We start from the raw sequence: 22,483 nt of genomic DNA, 5'->3' as shown, positions 1-22,483 counted from the left end.
CCGAGGACCCCTCAGTCGAACCAGCGGTCCCGGGCCAGTTCCTCCGTGCGGGTCGGGTCCTCCAGGAGGGCCGCCACCTCGAACCGCCGCGGCCACTGCCCCGCCGCCCAGGCGAGGCCCGCGGCGACGCCCTCCAGGGTCGCGGCGTGCAGCACGCCGTCGGGCGTGAGCCGCCAGTCGATCTCCACGCCGTCGACCACGAGCTCCTCGTGCTCCACGTACGACGCCGGGGTCCCCGCGCCGAGCAGCACCCGCACCGGCTCCGGCACGTCGTGCCCGGTGCCCTCGGAGTGCACCTCGCCGGTGACGGACTCGCTCAGCCGCCGCACCTGGAACAGCTCCGCCAGCTCGGCGGCGAGCGCCGGCCGTACCGGCAGCAGCGGGACGCCCGACGTGAAGGGCAGCAGGTCGGGCGAGTCGACGACGACGGCGTCGGAGGCGTCCACCACCTCGACGCGGCCGTCGCGGACGGCCCGCAGGTCGTCCGGCAGGGTGACCTGGTCCGGGTCCAGCTCGGCCAGCGCCCCGTACAGGGCGTGCAGCTGGGAGGCCGTGACCGGGCGGTCGGGGTCGGCGAGGCGGTCCAGCAGCTCGGCCGCGCCGCCGGGCTCGGCGAGCAGCGCGGCGACCGAGGTGCGTACGCCCAGCGCCCGCAGCACCTGCTCGTCCTCGAAGCCGGTCGCGTCCGCCTCGTCGTACAGGCCCCGCAGCAGCGGGTCGCTGCCGGCCGCGCGCAGACCGGCCGGGCGCCGCCCGCCGAGCACCGGGTGCCCGCGCAGCCACCACGCGGTGTACGGCCGTACGACCTCGTGGGTGCCGTCGTGCAGCAGGACGCGCACCGGCTCGACCAGGGCGTCCCGCAGCGGCGGCCGCGACAGCAGGGCGAGGGCGCGCGGCCACTGGTCGTCGTCCACCAGGTCCAGGTCGCGCACGGCGACGATCTCGGTGGCGACCGGCGGGACGGGACTGTCCGGGAAGCGGTCCAGGACGTCCTCGCTCCACACGTCCACGGCGTCCAGCAGGCCCGCGTCGTCGGGTTCGGCGTAGTCGCCGTCGCGGGGCTCCAGTTCGTCCGGGTCCAGGACGACGTCGGTGGCGCGGACGAGGGCGAAGGTGACGAGGACGCCGCAGGCGGCGAGCGGTTCCGGCCCCCACTTCCCGGCCAGCTCCGCGTCCACGGCGGCGAGTTCGCCCTCGCGCATGACCTGGGCGAAGGGGCCGCCGGGGAAGACGAGTTCACCGGCCGGGGAGAGTTCGCCGTCCTCGTCGGGCAGCGCGAGCGCGCCGAGCCACGGCTCGTCGCCGGGTTCGAGCCCGGCGTCGCGGACCAGGCCGAGGACCGTGTCGGCCAGTTCCTCGGCGTCGAGGGCGTCCTCCTCCCAGTTCACGCCGCCCTCGTCGTCCAGGGATGCGGCGACGGCGGCCCGCACCTGCGGGGTGGTGAGCACGGCGCGCGGGGTGGCCGGGAGGGCGCCGAGCTTCTCCAGGAGCGGATGGGCGGCGTCCGGGTGGGCGACCTTGAGACCGAGGCGGGTGAGGACCTCGGGGTCGATCGAGGCGGCGTCCGGGGAGGGCAGCAGCACCTGCCGGGGGCCGATGGTCGTACGGCCGTCGGCCAGGGGCACGGGCAGGCCGGACAGCCGGTCGGGGTCGACGCCGGCGAGGCTGTCGTAGAGGCCGCGCCACCAGGCGGGGGCCTTCTCCAGGCCCGCCAGCCGGTCGATCGCGTCGGTCAGCGGCACCCGGGCCACGCCCAGCGTGCGCAGTTCGGAGCGGCGTTCGAGACCGGCGGGCAGCAGCGTCGGCAGCACCTGGGCCAGCACCCGCACGGTGTCGGCGCCCGCGCCCTCCACCACCTCGGCGTCGCGCGGCCGCAGGGACTCCGGGAGGTCGTCCTCCGCGTCCTGGCCCGCGGAGGGGGCGGCGGGCGGCAGGAAGGACGTCCGGGGCAGCCGGTCGAGGATCGCCTGCCGCAGCGCGCCGTCCAGTTCGCCCCGGCCCAGTGCACCGGGCACGAGGTCGATGAGGCCGGCGCCGACCGGCCGCCAGTCGGCGAGCAGCCCGGCGTAGGCGTCGGCGGCCCGTTCCGTCAGGAAGTCGGTGAGCGGTCCCGGCGCGGTGTGCCGGCGGGTGGAGTCCAGCGGGAAGGACGCGATCAGCAGCGCGGGCACGCCGAGGGGCTCGTCGCTGGGCGTCGGCGCGTGCACGACGGGGCTGGTGCGGGGGCGGACGGGGGCGCCGTCGGCGTCGACGGGCACCGCCCAGGTCACGGACCAGTGGGGGCGCAGGCGTTCCTCCACGGGCCGGTCGGCGAGGAGGTCGGGGGTGAGGGGGCCGTGCGCGGCGGCGGTGCGCCACCGGGTGACGCCCTCCCGGGAGTCCTCCACGACGGTCAGCGCGTCCTCGGTGCGGCGGGAGAGGGTGCGCACCTCGTCGCCCGCCTCGATCACCACCTCCGCCAGGCCCGGCAGGGCGAGCAGCAGCGCGTCGTCGACGGCGTGCAGGAGCCGTTCGGCGAGGTCGGCGGCGGCGGTGTCCCGCAGCGGCAGGATGACGGCCGTGTCGTACGGGTCGGGGGCGCTGCCCTCGGCGGGGAACGGCAGCCGCAGCAGCGGCACGTGCCCGTCGCGCCGCCGGATCTCGTCCCCGAGGCCGGGGCTGTACCGCGCGGTGTCGGCGGCCAGTTCCCGTGCCTCGGCCAGGGACCAGCGCACGCCGCCGTGCCGTCCGACGACGGCGGGTTCGTCGGTGACGGCGAGGACGGCGGCGAAGCCGACCCCGAACCGGCCGACCGCGGCCTCGCCGCCCTCGCGCTTGGCGGAGGCGCGCAGCGTGGACAGCGACTCGGCGCCGGTCGCGTCCAGCGGGGCGCCGGTGTTGGCGGCGACGAGGACGCCGTCGCGCAGGGTCAGCCGGAGTCGGCCGGGCACGCCCGCGCGGGCGGCGGCGTCGGCGGCGTTCTGGGCGAGCTCGACGACCAGCCGGTCGCGGTAGCCGCCGAGGACGAGGTCCTCCTCGGCGTTGGCGTCCTCACGGAACCGGGCGGGGCTCGTCGCCCAGGCGTCCAGCACCCCGCGCCGCAGACGTGCCGTGGCGAAAGGGTCCGCCCCCTCGTCGGCGGGCCGCTCGAACATGCTCACGGTCATCTCTCCTCATCGGCCCTGATCTGCGTGGAGTCGAAGGTACCGCTCCCTCCGGCGCGGAAACGCACGGCACCGGGTTCCACACGGCACACGTCCCACGCGCGTCCGGATACGCCCCGGTACCGGAGGGGCCCGAGGACCTCGCCGGGCCGGGTCGCGCGATCAGGACCCGGGCACGTACGGGACGAAGGCCGCCCACGCGTCCGGGGCGAAGGCGAGGCGAGGGCCGTCGGCCGGGGGGTTCTTGGAGTCACGGACGTGGACGGTGCCGGGGGTGAGGGCGAGTTCGACGCAGGAGTTGCCGTCGTTGCCACCGCTGTAGCTGCTCTTGAACCACTTCAGCTCGGAAACGTCCCCGGCAGTGGTCTTGCGGATCATGTTTCTCCCAGCAGTTGTTCGATGAAGGCCAGCGACTCGCGTGGAGAGAGAGCCTGCGCTCGGATCGTGCCATACCGCAGTTCGAGGATGCGCAGATGCCTGGGGTCCGAGGTCGGCCTCCCGTTGAACGCCCCGTCGGAGCGGCCCACCGCCGTACCGTCCGCGAACTTCAGCAGCTCGATCCTTCCGTCCAGCCCTGAATGGGTGTCACAGCTCGTCGGCATCACCTGAAGCACGACGTTGTGCAGCCGCCCCACCTCCGACAAACGCTCGAGTTGCCGGTGCCAGGCCGCCTTCCCTCCGATGGGACGACGCAGGACTCCCTCTTCCAGGACGAAGCTGAGCGCCGGTCCCGGATCGCGGTCGAAGACGGACTGCCGAGCCAGCCTCGCGGCGACCATGCGTTCCACGTCGTCCGGCGAGTACGGCGGCTGTGCCGCCCCGATCACCGCCCGCGCGTGCTCCGGCGTCTGCAGGAGCCCGGCGATGATGTTGCACTCGTACAGGCCGATCTCGACCGCCTTGGCCTCCAGCTTGCCCAGTTCCCGCACCTTCTTCGGGTACCGGACCTTCTTCACGTCCTCCCACGTCGCCGCGATGAGCCCGCCCGCGTCCAGGACCTCGTCGGCCCTGTCCAGGTACTCCTGCCGGGGGATCCGCTTGCCGCCCTCGACCTTGTAGACGAGGTCCTCCCCGTACCCCACCGCCGCCGCGAACTCGGCGGCCCGCATCCCCGCCGCCTCCCGGCGGAGCCTCAACTGCCTCCCCACGGTGGCGATGACGGCGACGCCCCACTCGTCGTCCGGGTCCACCTCCCACCCCGGCCCGTCGGCCTCGTCCCCGAGCCGCCCCGTCCCCGCCTCGACCACCGTCATCCCGCGCCCTTCCGTCGTACCGGTTGCGTTGCTCCCGGCGCCCTACCCGCGCGCCCGTCCCCGACAGCCCCGACAGCACCGGACAAGCTCCGGACAGTCACCGTACGCATCCGCTGAGTCACTTCTCACGGTACGCACACACCACCACGCTGAGTGACGTGAATCAGGAAACCGCCGAACTCACCTCGCCCGTCCGCAACTTCAGCGTGCAGCTCTCCCCCACGCCACGCGGCGCCCGCCTGGCCCGCCTGCTGGCGACCGAGCAACTGCGTTCCTGGGGACTGCCGCTGGACCCGGCCCGCCTCGTGGTCGCCGAACTGGCCAACAACGCGAGCGCCCACGGACGCGTCCCCGGCCGCGACTTCCGGCTCACGCTCTACGTCGTCGGCGACACCCTGCGCATCGAGGTCACGGACACCCGGGGCGAACGGCTTCCCGAGTCTCGGACACCCGCGCCCGACGCGGAATCGGGCCGCGGCCTGCTGCTCGTGGAAGCGCTGGCCCACCGCTGGGGAGTGACCGAGGGCCGCTTCCCGCGCAAGACCGTGTGGGCCGAGCTGCGCCGTACGCCACCGGAACCCGGGTTTTGAAGCTCCGGTGATGTCGGTGCCCTCCCAAGACAAGAACTCGGGGAAAAGCACCCCACCAAGCCCCACCTTTCCGCCCGAGGCCGGCGATCACCCGGGCGGGTGAACATCACCGGCTCAGCTGGATTTCCGGGCCCCCAACTCCCCTACTCTCAGCGCAAGCACACCCGAAAAGACTTCGGCCCCCGCTGGGACTGGCATCCCGGTGCGAGGGCCTACCACCAAGGAAGAAGAAGGCTTCCCGATGGATACCCAAAACCCTAGCGCGCCCCCGCGCGCCCAGTCAGCCCCCGCCGCCGATCCGACCCGTACGCGTCACCACGGCGGCGGCATCGTCCACGACAACACCCGCCACACCACCCGCTTCGTGGTGATCGGCAACCACCTGGTCCAGCACAAGGAGCTGTCGCTGCTGGCGATCGGCCTCGGCTGCCACCTCCAGTCACTGCCCACCGGGGCCAGCGCCGACATCAAGTCGCTCAGCGCCCGCTTCCCCGAAGGCCCCACCCGCATCGCCGCCGCCCTGCGCGAGCTGGAGACCCACGGCTACCTGCGCCGCGAACGCGTGCGCACCCCCACCGGCCGCATCGTCACCCGCACCGTCTCCTGCAACCAGCCCCGGCACCGGCGCGAGGCCGACGGCGCCGGGTGCCCGCGGCAACCGGCCCGACCGGCGACGGAGCACGCGACCCGGCGCGTCCCGCGCCCCCGCAAGGCCCTCCCCGCCGTCCCGCAGCCGAGCCGCGAGTCCCCGGCCCTCCTCCAGGCGGCCGTGGACCTCCTCGCCGGCCTGCGCCGCCACGACCCCCGCCTGCTGCTCTCCGCGGCCGACACCGCCCACCTGGCCCCCGGCGTCGCCGCCTGGCTGGAACGCGACGTCGCCCCCACCGCCGTACGCCACACCCTGACCACCGGACTGCCCGACGAACCCCTGCACCGCCCGGCCGCCCTCCTGGCCCACCGCCTCACGGCCCAGCTGCCACCCCCGCCCCCGTTCCGCGCACCGGCCACCCCGCCACCGCCCCGCCACAAGATGCGCAACTGCGACGGCTGCGATCGGGGCTTCCGCGCCCCCGAGACCGAGACCCACTGCCGCGACTGCCGCACGGTGGAAAGCCACGGCACGGTCCCGAAACCGCCCGGCCGTGCCCCCGCACGCACTCACTGACCAGGAGAAACGCTCGCCGATGTTCGCCTCAGCCCACCCCGGCCGTCCCGGACGACTACCCTGGCCAGTGCACTCCCGGGAGGACTCGATGAGCACGCAGGCCGAGCACGGACACGAGCTGGTTCCCCGCCCCGAGCAGACCCCCGACGCCCTGCGGGCCGCACTCGCCGTCGTCGCTCCGGAGCGTCTGGCAGAGATGCAGCGGACGAAGGACGAGGCGTTCGCCAAGGCCGTGGAATGGCAGTCGCTCAGCCCCGTACGGAGCTGGATCCTGACCTGGGCCCGGGACATCGAGATCGCTCGCCGCCCCGATCTCGCCGCTCGCCACGCCCATGCCAAGCACCGCCTGGAGCATGCCGACACGGCCGTCGGCCGGGAGGCGCTGCGGGAGCTGAGCGCCGTCCTGGACGAGGCGATGAAGGCAGTACGCGCTTGAGCTGGACCTGGGAGTACGCCTTCGGCGCAGAAGAGGCCGCCCGCACCGCCCCACCCGCCTTCCTCGCCGAAGTGGAACGCAAGGCCGCCGAACTGGTCCGAGCGGCTGAGGCACTGTTCGTGCACGGCCGTGCACACGGCGGAGAGGATCCGAAGGGCGGCGACATCACCGTTCCCGGCGGAATGTTCGCGTACCAGACAGTCGTACGAGCCGAACGCGTTTACGTGGTCCAGATCACGTACCTGGGTTTCTGAGGCGGCATCCGCCCCCACACGACAGAGGAGACTCCCCCGCGGCCGGACGGCGCCCCCCGCTCACCGCCCGTCAGGAGTGCCCGAGCTCCGCCGACGCCTCGTCCTCGGACACCGGCACCGAGCCGGAGTCCGGCGCCGGCCGCAGCGGGAACGGGTCGATCCGCGTCTCGTCGATCACCGGCGGCGCCGGCTGCGGGGTCTTCGGCATGACCGCGGCCTCGGAGTGGCCGCCGCAGCCGTAGGCCAGGGACACGACCCGGCCGTCCGCCGGGGAGAACTCGTTGGCGCACACCCCGAAGGCCTGGCCCAGCGAGCCGCCGATGCGGGCCAGGAAGCCGCAGGAGGCGCAGGAGGCGGGCGCGGCCTGGGCCATCGGCGTCTTGGGCCCGAAGGCCTCCTCCCACCGGTCGGCGGCGATGTGCAGGCCGTAGCGGGAGAGCACCCGCGCCCGGCGCAGGCCCAGCTCCTCGGCGACGGCCGCGATCGTGCCGCGGGCCGGGGTGGTCGACAGCTCGGCGGGGCGCCCGGCCGTGACCTCGGCGTCCTCGGCCTCGACCAGGTCGGCCATCTCGTGGGAGACGACGGAGTTCGGCGGCGGCTCGTCCTCGCCGATCCAGCCCGGCTCCAGCCGCAGGTCCTCCGCGTCGGTGGGCAGCAGGTCGCCGGGCCCCATGTCGCCGGGGCGCAGCCGCTCGCTCCACGGCACCCACTCGGGGGCGAGGAGGGCGTCGGGGCCGGGCAGCAGCACCGCCTCGTCCACGGTCACGATCTTGGCGCGGGAGGCGCGGGCCACGGTGACGGCCCAGCGCCAGCCGCGGTAGCCGAGCTCCTTGGCGGCGAAGTAGTGCGTGACGACCCGGTCGCCCTCCGACACCAGCCCCTCGTGCTCGCCGACGACGCCGGGGGCGGCGGCCTCCTCGGCGGCGGCGCGGGCGAGGTCGACGGCCTCGGCGCACAGACGGTCAGGGGTGCGGCTTCGCGTTGTCGCTGCGCTCACAGGTATCGCTTCTCTCCATACGCCGTCTCACGAGTGCGCCGCTGCCTGCGAGGGGCGGACGGAGCGGACCTGTGGACCGCGTCGACGTCCGCGCCCGATCGCGCTCGGGCACACCTACGTCATCCATTCTGCGGTATGGCCGTAAGGCGCGCGGCCGAGAACGTTCGCCACGGCGCGCTAGGCACGCTACCTGCTCATGTGCGCTGGGCCTACACCGACGGGAGTTTCGGCGGGGGCACGATCCCGCTTCGGCACGGTCCCGCCCCCCGTCCGCGGCCGGACGGGACCGGCACCGGACCCCGTGCCGCGCCCGCCGCGGACACCCGCACCGGACCCCGCACCGGACCCCGCGGCAGCCCCCGCCCCGTCCCCCCGGCCACCCCGCGCCCCGGCGCGCCGCACCCGACCCGATCGGTGTCATCCGCACCGCAACGGCGCTACAGCCCGGCCTCTCGGGGCACTATGACGGGGTGGCAGCCGCACGGACGGAGTTCAAGAGCGGGAGCCGGGGACGTGGTCCCGGCTGGTTCCGTACGGTCGGCCGTGCCCTGCGCCTGCCGGTGACGGGAGCCGCGCGCGGCATCCGCCGGGCGACGCACGCGCACGGCGCCGGCGAGTCCGGCCTCGGCAAGCTGATCGAGCTGCACGGGGTGAACGGCGCCGGCGACGTCATGATCACCGTCGCCCTCGCCTCCACCGTCTTCTTCTCCGTGCCGACGGACGAGGCGCGGGGCCGGGTCGCGCTCTACCTCGCCATCACCATGGCCCCCTTCACGCTCCTCGCCCCCGTCATCGGCCCGATCCTGGACCGCGTCCCGCACGGCCGGCGCGCGGCCATGGCGACGGCGATGGGGGCCCGCGCGCTGCTCGCGCTGGTGCTGTCCGGGGCGATGATCACCGGCAGCATCGAGATGTACCCGGCGGCGCTCGGCGTGCTGGTCGCCTCCAAGGCGTACGGCGTGGTCAGAAGCGCGGTCGTGCCCCGGCTGCTGCCACCCCGGTTCTCCCTGGTGAAGGCCAACTCCCGGGTGACCCTGTGCGGGCTGCTCGCCACCGGCGTGGCCGCGCCGATCGCGGCGGGACTCCAGCACCTGGGGCCGCGCTGGCCGCTGTACGGCGCGTTCGTGATCTTCGTCGCGGGGACCGTGCTGTCGTTCACGCTGCCGCGGACGGTGGACTCGGCGCGGGGCGAGGACCGGGCGCTGCTCGCCGCGGACGAGCGGCACCTGCACGGACCGCACCGCCGGTCCGCCAGGCGCCCCGGGCTGCGCACGGTGGGCCCCGCGGTCACCCACGCGCTGGCCGCCAACGCCGCCATCCGCTGCCTGACCGGCTTCCTGATCTTCTTCCTGGCGTTCCTGCTGCGCGTCCACCCGATGACGGGCCAGAACGCGGCCGTGTCCCTCGGGATCGTGGGCGTCGCGGCCGGCACCGGCAACGCGCTGGGCACGGCGGTCGGGGCGTGGCTGCGGTCACGGGCCCCGGAGATCATCATCGTGACGGTCGTCGCGATCGTGCTGGGCGCGGCACTCACGGCGGCGGTGTTCTTCGGCGCGGTGCTCGTGGCCTGTCTGGCCGCGGTGGCCGGTTTCGCCCAGGCCCTGGCCAAGCTGTCCCTGGACGCGCTGATCCAGCGGGACGTGCCGGAGGCGGTCCGCACCTCGGCGTTCGCCCGCTCGGAGACCCTCCTCCAGGTGGCCTGGGTGCTCGGCGGGGCGGTGGGCATCGCGCTGCCGCTGAACGGCACGCTGGGCCTGTCGGTGGCCGCCGCGATCATCGCCGCCGGATGGCTGACCACCGTACGGGGGCTGATCGGTTCGGCCCGGCACGGGAGCACCGCACGGGCGAGGGTGGCGTGACCACGCCACGCCGGACCCAGGTGGGGGGACGGCCGGAGGCGCAATATAGCCTTCGGTCCATGACCACGTTGCCCCGCGGCGCAGCCGCCATCGGACACCGCGTTGTGCGACGCCGCCGTGCCGTCGCCGCCGCCGGTGCCGTATCCGCCGGACTGCTCCTGCTGTCCGCCTGTGACGAGCCGACCGCCATGTCCACGATCACGGTCGGCAGTGACTCGGTCAGCTCCGAGGCCACCTGCGGAGGGGAGGGCGAGGCCCTCTCCGACGACGCGATCAACAAGTGCCTCAAGGACCCGGACGTCGAGTCCATCAGCGTCGGCCAGGACGAGACCGTCCGCTTCGGCGTCGACCCGGAGATCGCCGACGACCACTGGACGATCCTGATGAACGGGCAGCAGCTGGTCGAGGACAGCAAGAAGACCTACCGCACCATCCCGGGCAGCGTCTTCTTCAACGCCCAGTACGGCGCCCAGGGCGACTCGACGAACGTCGCCATCGCGGCCCGCGACGGCAAGGAAGGCAGCCAGAAGATCACCGGCGTGTGGGTCTTCAAGCTGAAGAAGGACGACTGACCACGTCCTCCGTACGCGTCCTCGTGGCCACCGCGGTCCCCGTCGAACGGGACGCGGTGGCCCGGGCGTTGCCGGGCCCGGCCGTGGAGACCCCCCGGCCCGGGACGGTCCTCCACCGGTTCCCGGACGACGGCCCGGACCTGCTGGCGGCCGGCGTCGGCCCCGCCCTCGCCGCCGCCTCCACCGCCGCCGCCCTGACCGCCGCCGCCCTCGACGGCGCCCCGTACGGCCTGGTCGTCTCGACCGGCATCGCCGGCGGCTTCGCGCCCGAGGCGCCGGTCGGCTCCCTCGTCGTCGCCGACGAGATCACCGCCGCCGACCTGGGCGCCGAGACCGCCGACGGCTTCCTGCCGGTGACCGACCTCGGCTTCGGCACCGTCACCCACCACCCGCCCGCCGGACTGGTGCGCGCCGTCGCCGCCGCGACCGGGGCCCGCCCCGGCACCGTCCTGACCGGCTCCACCGTCACCGGGACCGCCGAACGCGCCGCGCTGCTGCGCGCCCGCCACCCCCGCGCCCTCGCCGAGGCCATGGAGGGCTTCGGCGTCGCCGAGGCCGCCGCCGCGCACGGGGTGCCCGTGCTGGAACTGCGCGCGGTCTCCAACCCGGTCGGTCCGCGGGACCGCGCCGCGTGGCGCATCGGCGACGCCCTCACGGCCCTGACGGACGCCTTCGGGAAGCTCACCCCCCTCTTCACGAGTTGGAACCCCCATGAGCGCTGAGACCCTGCAGATCGCGTACTCGCCCTGCCCGAACGACACCTTCGTCTTCGACGCCCTGGCCCACGGCCGCGTCCCCGGCGCCCCCGCCCTCGACGTGACGTTCGCCGACATCGACATCACCAACGGCATGGCCGAGCGCGGCGAGTTCGACGTGCTGAAGGTGTCGTACGCCGTACTGCCGTACGTCCTCGACCGGTACGCCCTGCTGCCCTGCGGCGGCGCGCTGGGCCGGGGCTGCGGGCCGCTGGTGCTGGCCCGCGAGGCGGGGGCCGACCTCGCCGGGCGCACGGTGGCGGTGCCGAGCGAGACGTCGACGGCGTACCTGCTGTTCCGGCTGTGGGCGGCGGACACGGTCCCCGGCGGCGTCGGCGAGATCGTCGTCATGCCGTTCCACGAGATCATGCCGGCCGTGCGGGACGGGAAGGTCGACGCGGGCCTCGTGATCCACGAGGCACGCTTCACGTACCGGGACTACGGGCTGCACAAGCTCGCCGACATGGGCGAGCACTGGGAGGCCACCACCGGGCTGCCCATCCCGCTCGGCGCGATCATCGCCAAGCGGTCACTGGGCGCCGGGACGCTGACGCGGCTCGCCGACTCCGTCCGCGCCTCGGTGCGCGCGGCCTGGGACGACCCCGAGGCGTCCCGCCCGTACGTGATGGAGCACGCCCAGGAGATGGACCCGGCCGTCGCCGACCAGCACATCGGGCTGTACGTCAACGAGTTCACGGCCGACCTGGGCGAGGACGGCTACGCGGCGATCCGGGGGCTGCTGACCCGCGCGGCGGCCGAGGGACTGGTACCGGCCCTCGGCCCGGACGCGCTGGCGTTCCCGTAGGACCCCGGGGTCAGACGTCCAGCTGGTCGGCGACCGCGCGGAGCAGGCCGGCGATCTTCTTGCCGGCCGCCTTCTCGGGGTAGCGGCCCCGCTCCAGCATCGGGGTGATGTTCTCCAGGAGGGTCGTCAGGTCCTGCACGATGGAGGCCAGTTCGTCCGGCTTCTTACGCTGCGCGGCGGCGACCGAGGGGGCCGGCTCCAGCAGGGTGAGGGACAGGGCCTGGTCGCCGCGCTGGCCGGCGACCACGCCGAACTCGACGCGCTGCCCCGGCTTCAGCGTCTCGACTCCGGCGGGGAGGACCGAGGAATGGACGAAGACGTCACCGCCGTCGTCACGGGAGAGAAAGCCGAAGCCCTTCTCGCTGTTGAACCACTTGACCTTGCCGGTAGGCACGTCTGTCCTCGTCCTCGTACTCGTCGGAAAACTGCTCTTGATAGCACTCGGGCGGGTCGTGGGACCCGCCGGTACCCAGGCTAGTGGTCTTCGGGCCGGTGACAAGACGTCCCCCGGTCGTTCCTTCGGGCTGGGAACTACCCTGGTCGAGTGCGTGACGAAACTCGAACGAATTCCGCCGGGCCCGGTGACCTCCTGATCCGCGCCGGTGTGATCGTCTTCTTCATCGGCGCCGTGGCCACCCTGGTCACGGTGGCCCCGCTGTTCCTGGGGACGACGCCCTTTCCCACCTACATGTTCGGACTGAGCATGCTGATGGGAGTGGGTTTCCTGGTCTCCGGGGCGGGGGTGCTCCGGTCGATCGCCGCGGGGCGGCGTCAGGCGCGCGCCGTGTCGAGCCCGTCGGCGTCGCGGTAGCCCGCGAGCCACTGGGGGAACTCCGTCAGGTCGGCGAGGACGACGTCGGCGCCCGCCGCGCGCAGTTCCCCGGCGTCGCACGGCCCGCTGGCCACGGCGACGGAGAGGGCGTTCGCCGCGCGTGCGCCGCGGACGTCGCCGAGGTGGTCGCCGACGTACACGTCCGCGCCGTGCTCGCGCAGTGCCACGGCCTTCTGCTCGGCCCACAGGTCGCCGATCACCGCGTCCGGCTCGATGCCGAGGTGCTCCAGGTGCAGCTTGGCGTTGGGCTCGTACTTGGCGGTGACGACGATCGCCCGGCCACCGGCCTCCCGTACCGCCTCGATCGCCTCGCGGGCGCCGGGCATCGCGGTCGTGGCGGTGACGGCGTACGCCGGGTACATCTCGCGGTACAGGGCGGCGGTGGCCGCGACCTCCTCGGCGGGGAACCAGTGCGCCAGCTCCTCCACCAGGGGCGGCCCGAGCCGGGTGACGGCCAGGTCGGCGTCGACGTACGTCCCGGTCCGCTCGGACAGCGCCAGGTAGCAGGCGCGGATGCCGGGACGGGAGTCGATCAGCGTCATGTCGAGGTCGAAGCCGACGGTGGGCGCGGGGCGGGTGGTGGAGGCCATGGCCCCCATTGTGCCCGGGGGCCTCAGGGGCCGAGGGGGCCGGTCCGGGCGCCCGGGCCGGACGCCGCCGGGCCCGCCCCCCGGTCAGGCGCGGGGGCGGCGGGAGCGCCAGAGGAGGTAGAGGGCCGTGGCGACGGCGGCGGAGCGCAGGACCCAGGGCCAGGTCTCGGCGACGGCGTCGTTCATGTGGCCCTCGGCGATCGGGTCGCCCCAGCGGCCCTCCGTGCGGCCCCAGAGCCAGACGACGCCGGCCGCCGCGACGGTGCCGGGCAGGCCCAGTACCGCCCACTTCGCCTGGGCCGGGGTCAGCCGGCGGGAGAGGTAGGCGATCAGCCAGCCCAGGCCGAGCGGGACGAGGCTGCCGAGCACGGCGCCGGCGATCAGCAGGGCGGCGGCGATCAGCAGGAGCGGGTTGTTCCAGCCGCCCTCGGGCCACAGGCGGGGGCGGCGGCGCGGGGCACGGGCCCGGTCCGGCTTCCCGGGGGGCGGGTCCGCCGTCTCCTCCGTCGCCGGTGCCCTCCGGCCGACCCCGGTCCTGCCGTCCCTGCCGTCCTTGTCGTCCCTGCCGTCCGGCTTCCTCGGTGGGGCCTTGAGCAGGTCCGGGATCTCCACGCCGCCGACGAACCCCGGCACGCTGTCGCCGCCGCCGAACGGCCCGTCGTCCACCCGCCACCAGTCGGGCTGCACGGCGCTGTCCCCCAGCTCCCGCGCGCTCGCCAGGTGCGGCGGGGCGGCGGCCGGTTCGGGTGCGGGCGGGGGCGCGGCCGGGCGGGGGCGCGGTACGGCGCGCCGCAGGCCCCTGCGCCTCTCCCGGTTCTCCGGAGCGCCGTCCCGCTGTACGGGTACGGCGGCGGACGGCTCGCCGACCGCCCCGTCCGCCCCGCCCGCCCCGCCCGCCCCGCCCGGCCCGTCCGACCCGCCGGTGCCGCCCGCCGCGTCGACGACGTCGTCGGGGCTGCCGATCCGGTCCAGGATGCGGCGGACGGCGGCCGGGCTGTCGACGGTCGTCCTCGCGCGGTGCCGGTCGATCTCGTTGCGCAGTTCGGAGACCAGCCGCATGCGCGTGGCCGACGGCAGTTGCCGTTGCTGGGCCACGTCGCCGACGCGGCTCAGGTACTCGTAGACGACCTGGTCGCTCTCGATCCCCACGAAACAATCCCTCCGGGGCGGATGAGGGGTGACACCCCGTCGGACGACGGTACCGAATGTTCCCGTGCGCGGTGGACGTCCCGCGCGCCGGACCGCATCGCGCACGCGTCGCTCCGCCGCCGTGTCCACCCGCTAACGTTGGCCGGATGAGCACCGAGGAGAAGTCCGCGGCCCCCCGGTCCCTCGCGGAAGCGCTCCGCGCGAGGGACGACGTCTCCCTGGCCGCCCTCCTGCGCAGCCGTCCCGACCTCGTCACCCCCGTGCCCACGGACCTCACCCAGCTCGCCACCCGGGCCGGCACCCGTGCCTCGGTGGTGCGGGCCCTGGAGCGGCTGGACCGGTTCACGCTGCAGACGGCGGAGGCGCTGGCCGTGGCGGCGGACCCGGCGACGTACGGCGAGCTGCTCGGCCTCATGGCCGGCGACGACGGTGACCCGGTCGTCACCGGTGCCCTCCCGCGGGCCGTCGCCCTGCTGCGCGAGCAGGCCCTGGTGTGGGGCGGTGACGACCGGCTGCGCCTGGTGCGCACGGCCCGCGAGCTGCTGGCGCCCTCCCCGCAGCACCCGTCCCCGACGGGACTGGGGCCCACCGTGCGGGAGGCCGCGGCGGGGATGTCGCCGGGCCGGGTCCAGGAGATCCTGACCGCCCTCGGTCTGCCCTCGACACACGACTCGGTCACCGCCCTGGCCGGGCTGAGCGAACTGTTCACCGACCGGGAGCGGATGTCGGCCCTGCTGGCCGAGCTGCCGGCGGACTCCCTCGAGGTGCTGGACCGCCTGGTCTGGGGCCCGCCCTACGGCCAGGTCACCCATGATCCGGCGCCCCACCTGCGCCGGCTGCTGGACCGCGGCCTGCTGCTGCCGACCGCGCCCGGCACGGTCGTCCTGCCCCGCGAGGTCGCCCTGCACCTGCGCGCCGGCCGGGCGCACCGGACGCCCGAGCCGGTGCCGCCGCCGGTGGAGGCCGCCGCCGCGCACGCTCCGCGGGTCGTGGACGCCACCGCGGCCGGCCAGGCCCTCACGGCGCTGGCGACCGTCGAGGAGCTGCTGAAGGACTGGCACGAGGGCGGCCCTGCGGTGCTGCGGGCCGGCGGGCTGAGCGTGCGCGACCTGAAGCGGACGGCCGTGGCGCTGGACGTGCCCGAGCCGGTCGCCGCGTTCTGGGTCGAACTGGCCTACGCGGCCGGGCTGCTGGCCTCCGACGGCGAGGCCGACGAGCGGTACGCGGCGACTCCGGCGTACGACGAGTGGCGCGAGCTGCCCGCCGCCGAGCGCTGGGCGCGGCTCGCCGAGGCGTGGCTGACGGCCACCCGGACGCCGGGGCTGGTCGGCGGGCGGGACGCCAAGGACCGCACCCTCTCGGCGCTGGGCCCGAACCTGGACCGGTCGGCCGCGCCCGAGGTGCGGCACCGGGTGCTGGCCCTGCTGGCCGGGCTGCCGGAAGGGTCCGCGCCGGACGGGGAGTCGGTGCTGGCGAGGCTGCGCTGGGAGCGTCCGCTGCGGGGGCCGCGGCGGGACGGCGGGGCCGACCAGGAGGGGGACCTGCGTACCCGGCTCGCCCGCTGGACGCTGTCCGAGGCGGAGCTGCTGGGCGTCACCGGGCGCGGCGCGCTGGCGGCGCCGGGGCGGGCGCTGATCGGGGCGCCCGAGCCGCCCCGCCCGGTGGACGCGCCCGAGGAGTCCGAGGGGCCGGGCGCCAAGCTTCCCGTCCACCACCGTGCGCCCGCGGCGCTCCCGTCGCCGAGCTCCGCCGAGCGGGCCGCCGCCACCGCGGCCGCCGCCCGGCTGCTCGCGCCCCTGCTGCCCGATCCGCTGGACCACGTGCTGCTGCAGGCCGACCTGACGGCGGTGGCGCCGGGGCCGTTGGAGCGTCCGCTCGCGGACGTGCTGGGGGTGCTCGCGGACGTGGAGTCGAGGGGCGGGGCGACCGTCTACCGGTTCACGCCGGGCTCGGTGCGCCGCGCGCTGGACGCCGGCCGGACCGCCGCCGACCTGCACGCCTTCCTCGCCCGGCACTCCCGTACGCCGGTGCCGCAGCCGCTCACGTACCTGATCGACGACGTGGCCCGCCGGCACGGACGGCTGCGGGTCGGGGCCGCCTCGGCGTACGTGCGGTGCGACGACGACGCGACGCTGGACGAGATCCTCGCCGACAGGCGGGCCGCCGGCCTGGGCCTGCGCCGCCTCGCGCCGACCGTGCTGGCCGCGCAGGCCGATCCGGCGGCGCTGCTGGAGGGGCTGCGCGCGATGGGGTTCGCGCCGGCCGCCGAGTCCGCCGGGGGCGACGTGCTGGTCGCCCGCGCCGACGCCCACCGCACGCCGCCGCGTACGGCGCCGGAGCCGGTGCCGGACGGGCCCCCGGTGCCCGACGACACGCTGCTGGCGGCCGCGATCCGCGCCGTGCGCGCCGGTGACCTGGCCTCCACGGCCCCGCGCAAGCCGGGTCCGGGCGCCGGCGAGGGCGCGCCGGCCGTGAACGGCGAGCTGCCCCGCACGAGCGCGGCCGAGACCCTGGCCACCGTGCAGGCGGCCGTGCTGACCGGCGAGGCGCTGTGGATCGGCTACGTGAACGCCGAGGGCGCGGCCAGCCAGCGCGTCATCGCCCCGATCCGGGTCGAGGGCGGTTTCGTCACGGCGTACGACCACACGGCGGACGAGGTGCGCACGTATCCGCTGCACCGGATCACGGGCGTGGCGGAGCTGGCCGAGGACGGCTGACCGCGCCTGCCGTGCGGGAGGCGGACGCCGAAAGACGGGAGACGGGCCCGCCCGTCGAGCAGGGGGCGGGGGGCCGGTCGGTCGTCGGCCACGGTGGGGCGGGGGTGTACGCCCAGGTCGCCTCGGTGCCCGCGTGCCGGACGTGGGCGGTCGCCCGGAACGGCGGCCGGAACGCGGGAACGGTCCTCGTGGCCGGGGCGTGATCAGCGCCGGAGTGCTTCGACGGGCTGGATGCGGGCGGCGCGCCAGGCGGGGTAGAGCCCGGCCAGTGCGCCGGTGGCGAGGCCGATCAGCGGCGCGGCGAGCACCGTCGTCGGCTGGACCACCGGCGTCCAGTCCCGGGCGACCGCGACGCCGACGACCGCGAGGACTCCCAGGGAGGTGCCGATCACGCCGCCGAGGGAGCCGAGGACGGCCGACTCGGTGAGGAACTGGGTGAGGACGTGCCGGGAGCGGGCCCCCAGCGCCCGCCGGAGTCCGATCTCCCCGGTGCGTTCCATCACGGCGACCAGGGTGGTGTTGGCGATGCCGACCGCGCCGATGAACAGGGAGACGGCGGCCAGGAGCAGGAACAGCTGGCCGAGGTCGTCGCTGACGCCGCTGCGCAGGCTCCTGGGGTCGGGCGGCGGTACGGCCTCGAAGTACTCGGGGTGGTCGGGGCGCAGCGCGTAGGGGACCTCGCGGGCGACCTGCTGGGCGGCGCCGACGCGGGTGGAGACGAGCATGTCCGCGCCGTCCTTGGGCGGGCCCCACAGTTCCTGGGCCGTGCTGCGGGGGACGATCACGGACAGCAGCAGGTCGGCCCGGCGTCGCACGTCGCCGACGATGCCGACGACCGTGAACGCGTCGTCGCCGATGAAGACGGCCGGGTGGGTGTCCAGGGTGGTGATGCCGAGCCGGCCGGCCATGCCCGTGCCGAGCACGGCGACGCGCTGCCGGGTGGTGTCGTGCCAGGTGTCGAACAGACGCCCCTGGCGCAGTTCGGGCTCGGCGGCCCGGACGGCGCCGGAGGAGGCCGCCACGACCTGGATCTGCCGGCCGGCGGAGGTGTCGGCGACCGGGGAGGAGCTCACCTGGCGGCCGTCGCGGAACTGCACGGGCCACAACACCCCCGCGTGCTCGACCCCGTTGAGGCGCTCGACCCGTCGGGCGGCGTCGTCCGGGAACGCGAGCGGGACGAACTCGGTGTGCTGGCGGGCGATGTCGTGGACGGTGACCTCGGTGGCGGCGAGCATGGTGAAGCGGCTGTCGATCTGCGAGGCCGCGGTGGCGGTGAGACCGAGCACGGCGACGAACGAGCCGACGCCCAGGACGGTGCCGAGGGCGGTGAGGGTGGCCCGGGCCGGACGCTGGAGGATGCCGACGGTGGCCTCGGCCAGCGCGTCCCGCCAGGAGAAGCGCGTGAGCACGGTGGCCTCGGCGCGGCCGGACCCGGTCGTCCGCGTACGGCGGGCGGACCACGGCCCGTGCGGCATCCGGTGCAGGAGGCGGTGCAGGACGCGGCGCGTCACGCGGGAACCCCCTGGGGCTGCGGCTCGGCGAGGACCCCGTCGCGGATGGACAGCGTCCGGGTGCCGCGCGCGGCGACCGCGGGGTCGTGGGTGATGACGACGATCGTCACTCCGTCGGCGTTCAGTTCCTCGAGCAGGCCGAGGACCTGTTCCGAGGTGGCGGAGTCGAGGTTGCCGGTCGGCTCGTCGCAGAGCAGCACCGACGGGGAGCCCACCAGGGCCCGGGCGATCGCGACGCGCTGCCGTTCGCCGCCCGAGAGGGTGGTGGGCAGGGCGTCGGTCCGGTGGCCGAGGCCGACCCGGGCCAGCACCTCGCGGGCGCGCGCCGTCCGCTCCCGGCGCGGGACACGCTGGTACACGAGGGCGAGCTGCACGTTCTCCGCCGCGGTGCGGTGGGGAAGCAGGTGGAACGCCTGGAAGACGAAGCCGATGCGCCGGCCCCGCAGCGCCGAGCGCGCGGCGTCGCCGAGCCGGCCGGTGTCGGTGCCGCCCAGCAGGTAGCGGCCCTCCGTCGGGGAGTCCAGCAGGCCGACGATGTTCAGGAACGTCGACTTGCCGGATCCGGAGGGCCCGACGACGGTCACGAAATCCCCCTCGTGGACCGTGAGGTCGCACGGGAGCAGGGCCGTGACCGCGGGCGGCCCCGGATAGGTGAGCGCGACCCGCTCCAGCGAGATCACCGGCACGGTCACGCGCCGCCCCCCGCCCCGGTCGCGGCGGCGCCGGTGACGACCTTCTCGCCGGCCGTGAGCCTGGTCCCCGCCACCGGCCGGACCTCCACGTATCCGTCGCCCGAGGCGCCGGTCGTCACCGCGACGCGCCGCTGGGTGCCGTCGGGCCCGACGACCGTCACCGTCGTGGCGCCGTCCGCTCCCGCGGAGATCGCGGACACGGGGACGACGAGGACCTCGCCCTTGGTGGCGGCCGTGCGGATGGTGAGGCGTACGTCCTGTCCCGTCATCGAGTCGGCGAGCGGCTTGTCCGGCGTCACCGTGACGGCGTAGCCGGGGGCGGTGCCGTCGCCGGGCGCGGCGTCCGCCTCGGGGCCGCCGCCGGAGTCACCCTGGCCGCGGACGGGGTCCACGGTCTCCGCCACGGCACGGACCTCGGCCTGGGCCGTGGTGCCGTCGAGTTCGGAGAGGATCTCGACGCGCTGTCCCGGCCGGACCAGGCCGCGCTGACTGCGGGAGAGCGTTCCGGTCACCACCAGGCGCCCCGCCGAGATCGTCATCGCGCTGCCCTGGACCTGGTGTCCCACGACGGCGCCGACGCTGCTCACCCGGGCGGGGAAGCTCTGCACGTACACCACTTCGGAGGCGGGCAGCATCGGGCCGTTGCCGGCCTCGGCCTTCGCCAGGTCCTCCTGGGCCTGCTCCAGGTCCTCGCGGGCGCGGTCGATCTCCACGGACCGGTGGGCGGGGGACACCGCCGAGGACCCGTCGGATCCCTTTCCGTCGCCGGAGCCGGCCGGCTGCGCGGGGGCCGGCTGCGCGGCGGCGGCCTGGAGGTCCTCGAGGTGCCGGCGGGCCTCGGTCACCGCGTCGCGGGCGCCCGCCAGGGTGGCTTCACCGTCCGGGTCGGCGGGCAGCGGGTCGTAGCCGGCGCTGCGGTACAGGTCGTTCAGGGCCGCCTTGGTGCCGGCGCCGAAGTACCCCTTCCGGTCGCCGCCCACCGAGTGGCCCGTCCCGTCGAGCGCCTGCTGGAGCTGGGCGACGTCCTTGCCCTCGACGCCGGGCTCGAGGTCGCGGTAGACCGGCAGCTTGCCCGGCAGCGCGATGACGGGACGTCCGGAGACCTCGAGCAGGACCTCGCCCGGCCGGACGCTCTCGCCGGCCCGCACCCCGACCGCGGTGATCACGGTGCCGCCGGCGCCCTCCTGCGCGGAGCCGGAGGGCGTGACGTCCACGGACTGCTCGGCGGCGACCATGCCCCGGACGATCACGGAGTTGCGCAGGACGCGCTTCTCCACCGGGGCGGTCATCACGCTGGGCGGCGGGGCCGCGGTGTCGGCCGCCGCCTGCGCGGGCGACTTGATGACCTGCGACGCGCCGATGCCCAGGCCCGACACGGCGACGGCCCCGATCAGGGCCGTGACGAGCACGCGCCGGCGCCGGGCCAGCTGCCGGCCCGCGGAGGGTTCGGCGTCGTCGTCCCCGACGAGGGTCACGGCACGCTCAGCCACGGAGCGCCGCTTCCGCGGCCTTGACCGCCTTGACGTTCCTGTCCTTCAGCTGCTCCAGGGCGAGCTGGTTCTGCTCGACCTGCCGCGACTGGATCTCGGCGTCCACCTTGTGCCAGACGGCGATCAGGTTCGTCTCCTTCTTGCAGTCGATGTCCGCGAGGGCGAGGGTGATCTGCTTCTGGTCCGCGGCTCCCGCGCCGTTGCGGAACGCCATGTCGACGGCGGCGAACGGGTCGGCGACCGTGTAGCCCTTGCCCTTCATGCAGGTGGACCAGGCACCGATCACCGGCCGCACGCGGGGGTCCTCCTGCGATTTCACCAGGCTGTCGTGGTCGAGCCGGGAGGGCAGGGTGAAGTCGATGCGCGCACCGAGCTCGTCGAACGCCTGCTGCTGGCAGCCGCCCTCCGGGATCTTCCGGCCGTTGTACGTCGGCGGTGCGGGCTCGGCCCGCGGATCGGTGCCCTTGCGTCCGGTGAGGACGGCGGTGGCAGCCGGGGACAGGTTCAGCGGAGCGGGATGTTCCGCGGCGTCCGGGGGCAGCTGGTACCCGTACTTCGCGGCCGCTGCCCGGTCGCTGATCCCGTACCGGCGCGGCATGTTCGAGTCGTCCGCGTTCGGCGGCGGGTTCACCCCCACCGGGGGGAAGACGACGGTGAAGCCGTAGTCGGCCATGCACTCCGTCTGGAGCGTGCGGGCCGCGCGCTCGATCACCATCGCGTCCTGATACGTCTGCATGTATGGCTGCAAAGGAAGCGTCAGGCCCTTGACGAGCCCTTGGTCCGCCACGGTCTGCGGCCACTTCGACGTGTCGCCGACCGCCGTGGCCGCCCTCGCGGCGGCGGTGCCCCCGGCGTCGGACCCCTCCGACGACGAGGAGCACCCCGCGAGGGCGACGGACGCGGCGGCGACGGCTGCCGCCGCGATCCGGAATCCGCGCCTGCGGTCAGGCCCAGTGGACTGAGGCATTGTTGTTCTTCAGCGTGGCGTCGAGGTTGGTGCTGGAGGCGCAGCCGTAGTAGTGCGGGATGGACTGCGAGTGGCCCGCGTAGCCCGAGTTGTAGTACACGCGGTAACCGTCCACGGCGGAGCAGTTGTTGGCGGAGGCGGCGTTGTTCTTGACCGCCTGCCCGCTGCCGTCACCGTAGTTCGGGTAGAACACGTAGACGTAGTGGGTCACCGAGGCGCCGCCGTTGTAGGAGACGTAGGTGCCGGCCAGGTCGTAGACGTTGCCGTAGAACTTGGCGAAGCTGCCCGACGGGTTGCCCTGGCCCGACGTGGCCACCGAGTGGTAGTTGAGGATCAGGTCGCCCTCGGTGCAGCCGGCGTGGACGCAGTTGTCGCTCACCTTCTTGGTGGTCGTCGCGGCGTTCGCCGACCCCCCGGTGGACGCGACGGCCGCGACTGCGGACAGTGCGGCGACGACAGCGAGTCCCGCTCGTCTCAAGCGCATGTGTCTTCCCCTCCATAAGCCGTTCCGGAAGCCCCGGTTGACCCCCGGCCACGGTCTAGACCAACGTCCCGACCGGGATCATGGCCGGTCATGAACTTGTCAGTCAAGAGCCTTCGGGGAGCCCGAAGAGGATCCATGCAGATGACAAGTACCACATGGTTCAAACCAATTCCTGTGAAGGGACTGAGTTGTTAGTGTGACGCGGCGTTGACGTGTCCCACT

22 protein-coding genes are annotated in these 22,483 nt (G+C 74.8%); 10 read left to right on the top strand and 12 right to left on the bottom strand.

Annotation, left to right across the window (positions count from 1 at the left end):
• Nucleotides 1-11: 11 nt before the first annotated feature.
• The 3 genes from JHAT_RS11660 to JHAT_RS11650 all read right to left on the bottom strand — a co-directional run bounded on the left by JHAT_RS11660 (nt 12) and on the right by JHAT_RS11650 (nt 4,396).
• A complete protein-coding gene (locus JHAT_RS11660; protein ID WP_077798089.1) occupies nt 12-3,140 on the bottom strand; it encodes a sacsin N-terminal ATP-binding-like domain-containing protein in 3,129 nt (1,042 codons plus the stop codon).
• Nucleotides 3,141-3,305: 165 nt separating this feature from the next.
• Nucleotides 3,306-3,521 carry a DUF397 domain-containing protein gene (locus JHAT_RS11655; protein ID WP_077798028.1) on the bottom strand — a complete coding sequence of 72 codons (216 nt, stop codon included), beginning with the start codon at nt 3,519-3,521 and terminating at the stop codon, nt 3,306-3,308.
• On the bottom strand, nt 3,518-4,396 hold the full coding sequence (locus JHAT_RS11650; RefSeq protein ID WP_077798027.1) for a helix-turn-helix transcriptional regulator: 879 nt from the start codon (nt 4,394-4,396) through the stop codon (nt 3,518-3,520). Before JHAT_RS11650 ends, JHAT_RS11655 begins: the two co-directional genes overlap by 4 nt.
• 158 nt (nt 4,397-4,554) lie before the next feature.
• On the opposite strand from JHAT_RS11650, the gene JHAT_RS11645 reads away from it, so the two are divergent.
• The 4 genes from JHAT_RS11645 to JHAT_RS11630 all read left to right on the top strand — a co-directional run bounded on the left by JHAT_RS11645 (nt 4,555) and on the right by JHAT_RS11630 (nt 6,841).
• Nucleotides 4,555-4,986, top strand: coding sequence for an ATP-binding protein (locus tag JHAT_RS11645; protein WP_077798026.1), 432 nt, complete (start codon nt 4,555-4,557; stop codon nt 4,984-4,986).
• A gap of 241 nt (nt 4,987-5,227) precedes the next feature.
• The gene (locus JHAT_RS11640) at nt 5,228-6,151 is read left to right on the top strand and encodes a helix-turn-helix domain-containing protein (RefSeq protein ID WP_077798025.1); all 924 of its coding nucleotides are present in this window, start codon (nt 5,228-5,230) and stop codon (nt 6,149-6,151) included.
• Nucleotides 6,152-6,239: 88 nt separating this feature from the next.
• Nucleotides 6,240-6,587: a hypothetical protein gene (locus tag JHAT_RS11635; protein WP_077798024.1), complete on the top strand. Its 348-nt coding sequence runs from the start codon at nt 6,240-6,242 to the stop codon at nt 6,585-6,587.
• A complete protein-coding gene (locus JHAT_RS11630; protein WP_077798023.1) occupies nt 6,584-6,841 on the top strand; it encodes a hypothetical protein in 258 nt (85 codons plus the stop codon). The genes JHAT_RS11635 and JHAT_RS11630 overlap by 4 nt, the downstream gene beginning before the upstream one ends.
• A 70-nt stretch (nt 6,842-6,911) precedes the next feature.
• On the opposite strand, the gene JHAT_RS11625 is transcribed toward JHAT_RS11630, so the two are convergent.
• A complete protein-coding gene (locus JHAT_RS11625; protein WP_077798022.1) occupies nt 6,912-7,838 on the bottom strand; it encodes a DUF3027 domain-containing protein in 927 nt (308 codons plus the stop codon).
• Between the two features lie 470 nt (nt 7,839-8,308).
• Between JHAT_RS11625 and JHAT_RS11620 the strand changes: the two genes are divergently transcribed.
• The 4 genes from JHAT_RS11620 to JHAT_RS11605 are packed head-to-tail and all read left to right on the top strand — an operon-like array spanning nt 8,309 to nt 11,829.
• The gene (locus JHAT_RS11620; RefSeq protein ID WP_077798021.1) at nt 8,309-9,697 is read left to right on the top strand and encodes an MFS transporter; all 1,389 of its coding nucleotides are present in this window, start codon (nt 8,309-8,311) and stop codon (nt 9,695-9,697) included.
• 59 nt (nt 9,698-9,756) lie between these two features.
• A complete protein-coding gene (locus JHAT_RS11615; RefSeq protein WP_171990844.1) occupies nt 9,757-10,269 on the top strand; it encodes a DUF2771 domain-containing protein in 513 nt (170 codons plus the stop codon).
• 23 nt (nt 10,270-10,292) lie between these two features.
• The gene (locus JHAT_RS11610; RefSeq protein ID WP_077798019.1) at nt 10,293-10,991 is read left to right on the top strand and encodes a futalosine hydrolase; all 699 of its coding nucleotides are present in this window, start codon (nt 10,293-10,295) and stop codon (nt 10,989-10,991) included.
• Nucleotides 10,981-11,829, top strand: a complete 849-nt coding sequence (locus tag JHAT_RS11605; protein WP_077798018.1) for a 1,4-dihydroxy-6-naphthoate synthase — start codon at nt 10,981-10,983, stop codon at nt 11,827-11,829. The genes JHAT_RS11610 and JHAT_RS11605 overlap by 11 nt, the downstream gene beginning before the upstream one ends.
• Nucleotides 11,830-11,839: 10 nt before the next feature.
• On the opposite strand, the gene JHAT_RS11600 is transcribed toward JHAT_RS11605, so the two are convergent.
• Nucleotides 11,840-12,223: a cold-shock protein gene (locus tag JHAT_RS11600; protein WP_077798017.1), complete on the bottom strand. Its 384-nt coding sequence runs from the start codon at nt 12,221-12,223 to the stop codon at nt 11,840-11,842.
• Nucleotides 12,224-12,373: 150 nt separating this feature from the next.
• Between JHAT_RS11600 and JHAT_RS11595 the strand changes: the two genes are divergently transcribed.
• Nucleotides 12,374-12,640, top strand: a complete 267-nt coding sequence (locus tag JHAT_RS11595) for a hypothetical protein (RefSeq protein ID WP_077798016.1) — start codon at nt 12,374-12,376, stop codon at nt 12,638-12,640.
• On the opposite strand, the gene JHAT_RS11590 is transcribed toward JHAT_RS11595, so the two are convergent.
• Entirely contained in the window at nt 12,601-13,251 is a 651-nt protein-coding gene (locus JHAT_RS11590; RefSeq protein WP_077798015.1) for an HAD family hydrolase, read from the bottom strand. The two genes, JHAT_RS11595 and JHAT_RS11590, sit on opposite strands and share 40 nt — an antisense overlap.
• A gap of 84 nt (nt 13,252-13,335) precedes the next feature.
• Nucleotides 13,336-14,400 (bottom strand): hypothetical protein, encoded by a 1,065-nt coding sequence (locus tag JHAT_RS11585; protein ID WP_171990843.1) that lies wholly within the window; start codon nt 14,398-14,400, stop codon nt 13,336-13,338.
• 146 nt (nt 14,401-14,546) lie between these two features.
• Here JHAT_RS11585 and JHAT_RS11580 point away from each other — a divergent pair, with 146 nt between their 5' ends.
• The gene (locus JHAT_RS11580) at nt 14,547-17,117 is read left to right on the top strand and encodes a helicase C-terminal domain-containing protein (protein ID WP_077798013.1); all 2,571 of its coding nucleotides are present in this window, start codon (nt 14,547-14,549) and stop codon (nt 17,115-17,117) included.
• A gap of 203 nt (nt 17,118-17,320) precedes the next feature.
• Here JHAT_RS11580 and JHAT_RS11570 read toward each other — a convergent pair whose 3' ends face one another.
• Genes JHAT_RS11570 through JHAT_RS11545 form a run of 5 tightly spaced genes read right to left on the bottom strand, consistent with a single transcriptional unit; the run spans nt 17,321 to nt 22,261 of the window.
• Nucleotides 17,321-18,628 carry an ABC transporter permease gene (locus JHAT_RS11570; RefSeq protein WP_253195464.1) on the bottom strand — a complete coding sequence of 436 codons (1,308 nt, stop codon included), beginning with the start codon at nt 18,626-18,628 and terminating at the stop codon, nt 17,321-17,323.
• Entirely contained in the window at nt 18,625-19,320 is a 696-nt protein-coding gene (locus JHAT_RS11565) for an ABC transporter ATP-binding protein (protein ID WP_107481902.1), read from the bottom strand. Before JHAT_RS11565 ends, JHAT_RS11570 begins: the two co-directional genes overlap by 4 nt.
• Nucleotides 19,317-20,810, bottom strand: coding sequence for a peptidoglycan-binding protein (locus tag JHAT_RS11560; RefSeq protein WP_253195463.1), 1,494 nt, complete (start codon nt 20,808-20,810; stop codon nt 19,317-19,319). Before JHAT_RS11560 ends, JHAT_RS11565 begins: the two co-directional genes overlap by 4 nt.
• Nucleotides 20,803-21,777 carry a hypothetical protein gene (locus JHAT_RS11555; RefSeq protein ID WP_143660407.1) on the bottom strand — a complete coding sequence of 325 codons (975 nt, stop codon included), beginning with the start codon at nt 21,775-21,777 and terminating at the stop codon, nt 20,803-20,805. The genes JHAT_RS11560 and JHAT_RS11555 overlap by 8 nt, the downstream gene beginning before the upstream one ends.
• Nucleotides 21,755-22,261, bottom strand: a complete 507-nt coding sequence (locus tag JHAT_RS11545; protein WP_077798008.1) for a hypothetical protein — start codon at nt 22,259-22,261, stop codon at nt 21,755-21,757. Before JHAT_RS11545 ends, JHAT_RS11555 begins: the two co-directional genes overlap by 23 nt.
• Nucleotides 22,262-22,483: the final 222 nt, after the last annotated feature.

The sequence above is a fragment of the Streptomyces sp. JHA26 genome (assembly GCF_002005565.1).
Classification (GTDB): Bacteria; Actinomycetota; Actinomycetes; order Streptomycetales; family Streptomycetaceae; genus Streptomyces.
This window is presented reverse-complemented; position numbering and strand designations above follow the sequence as displayed.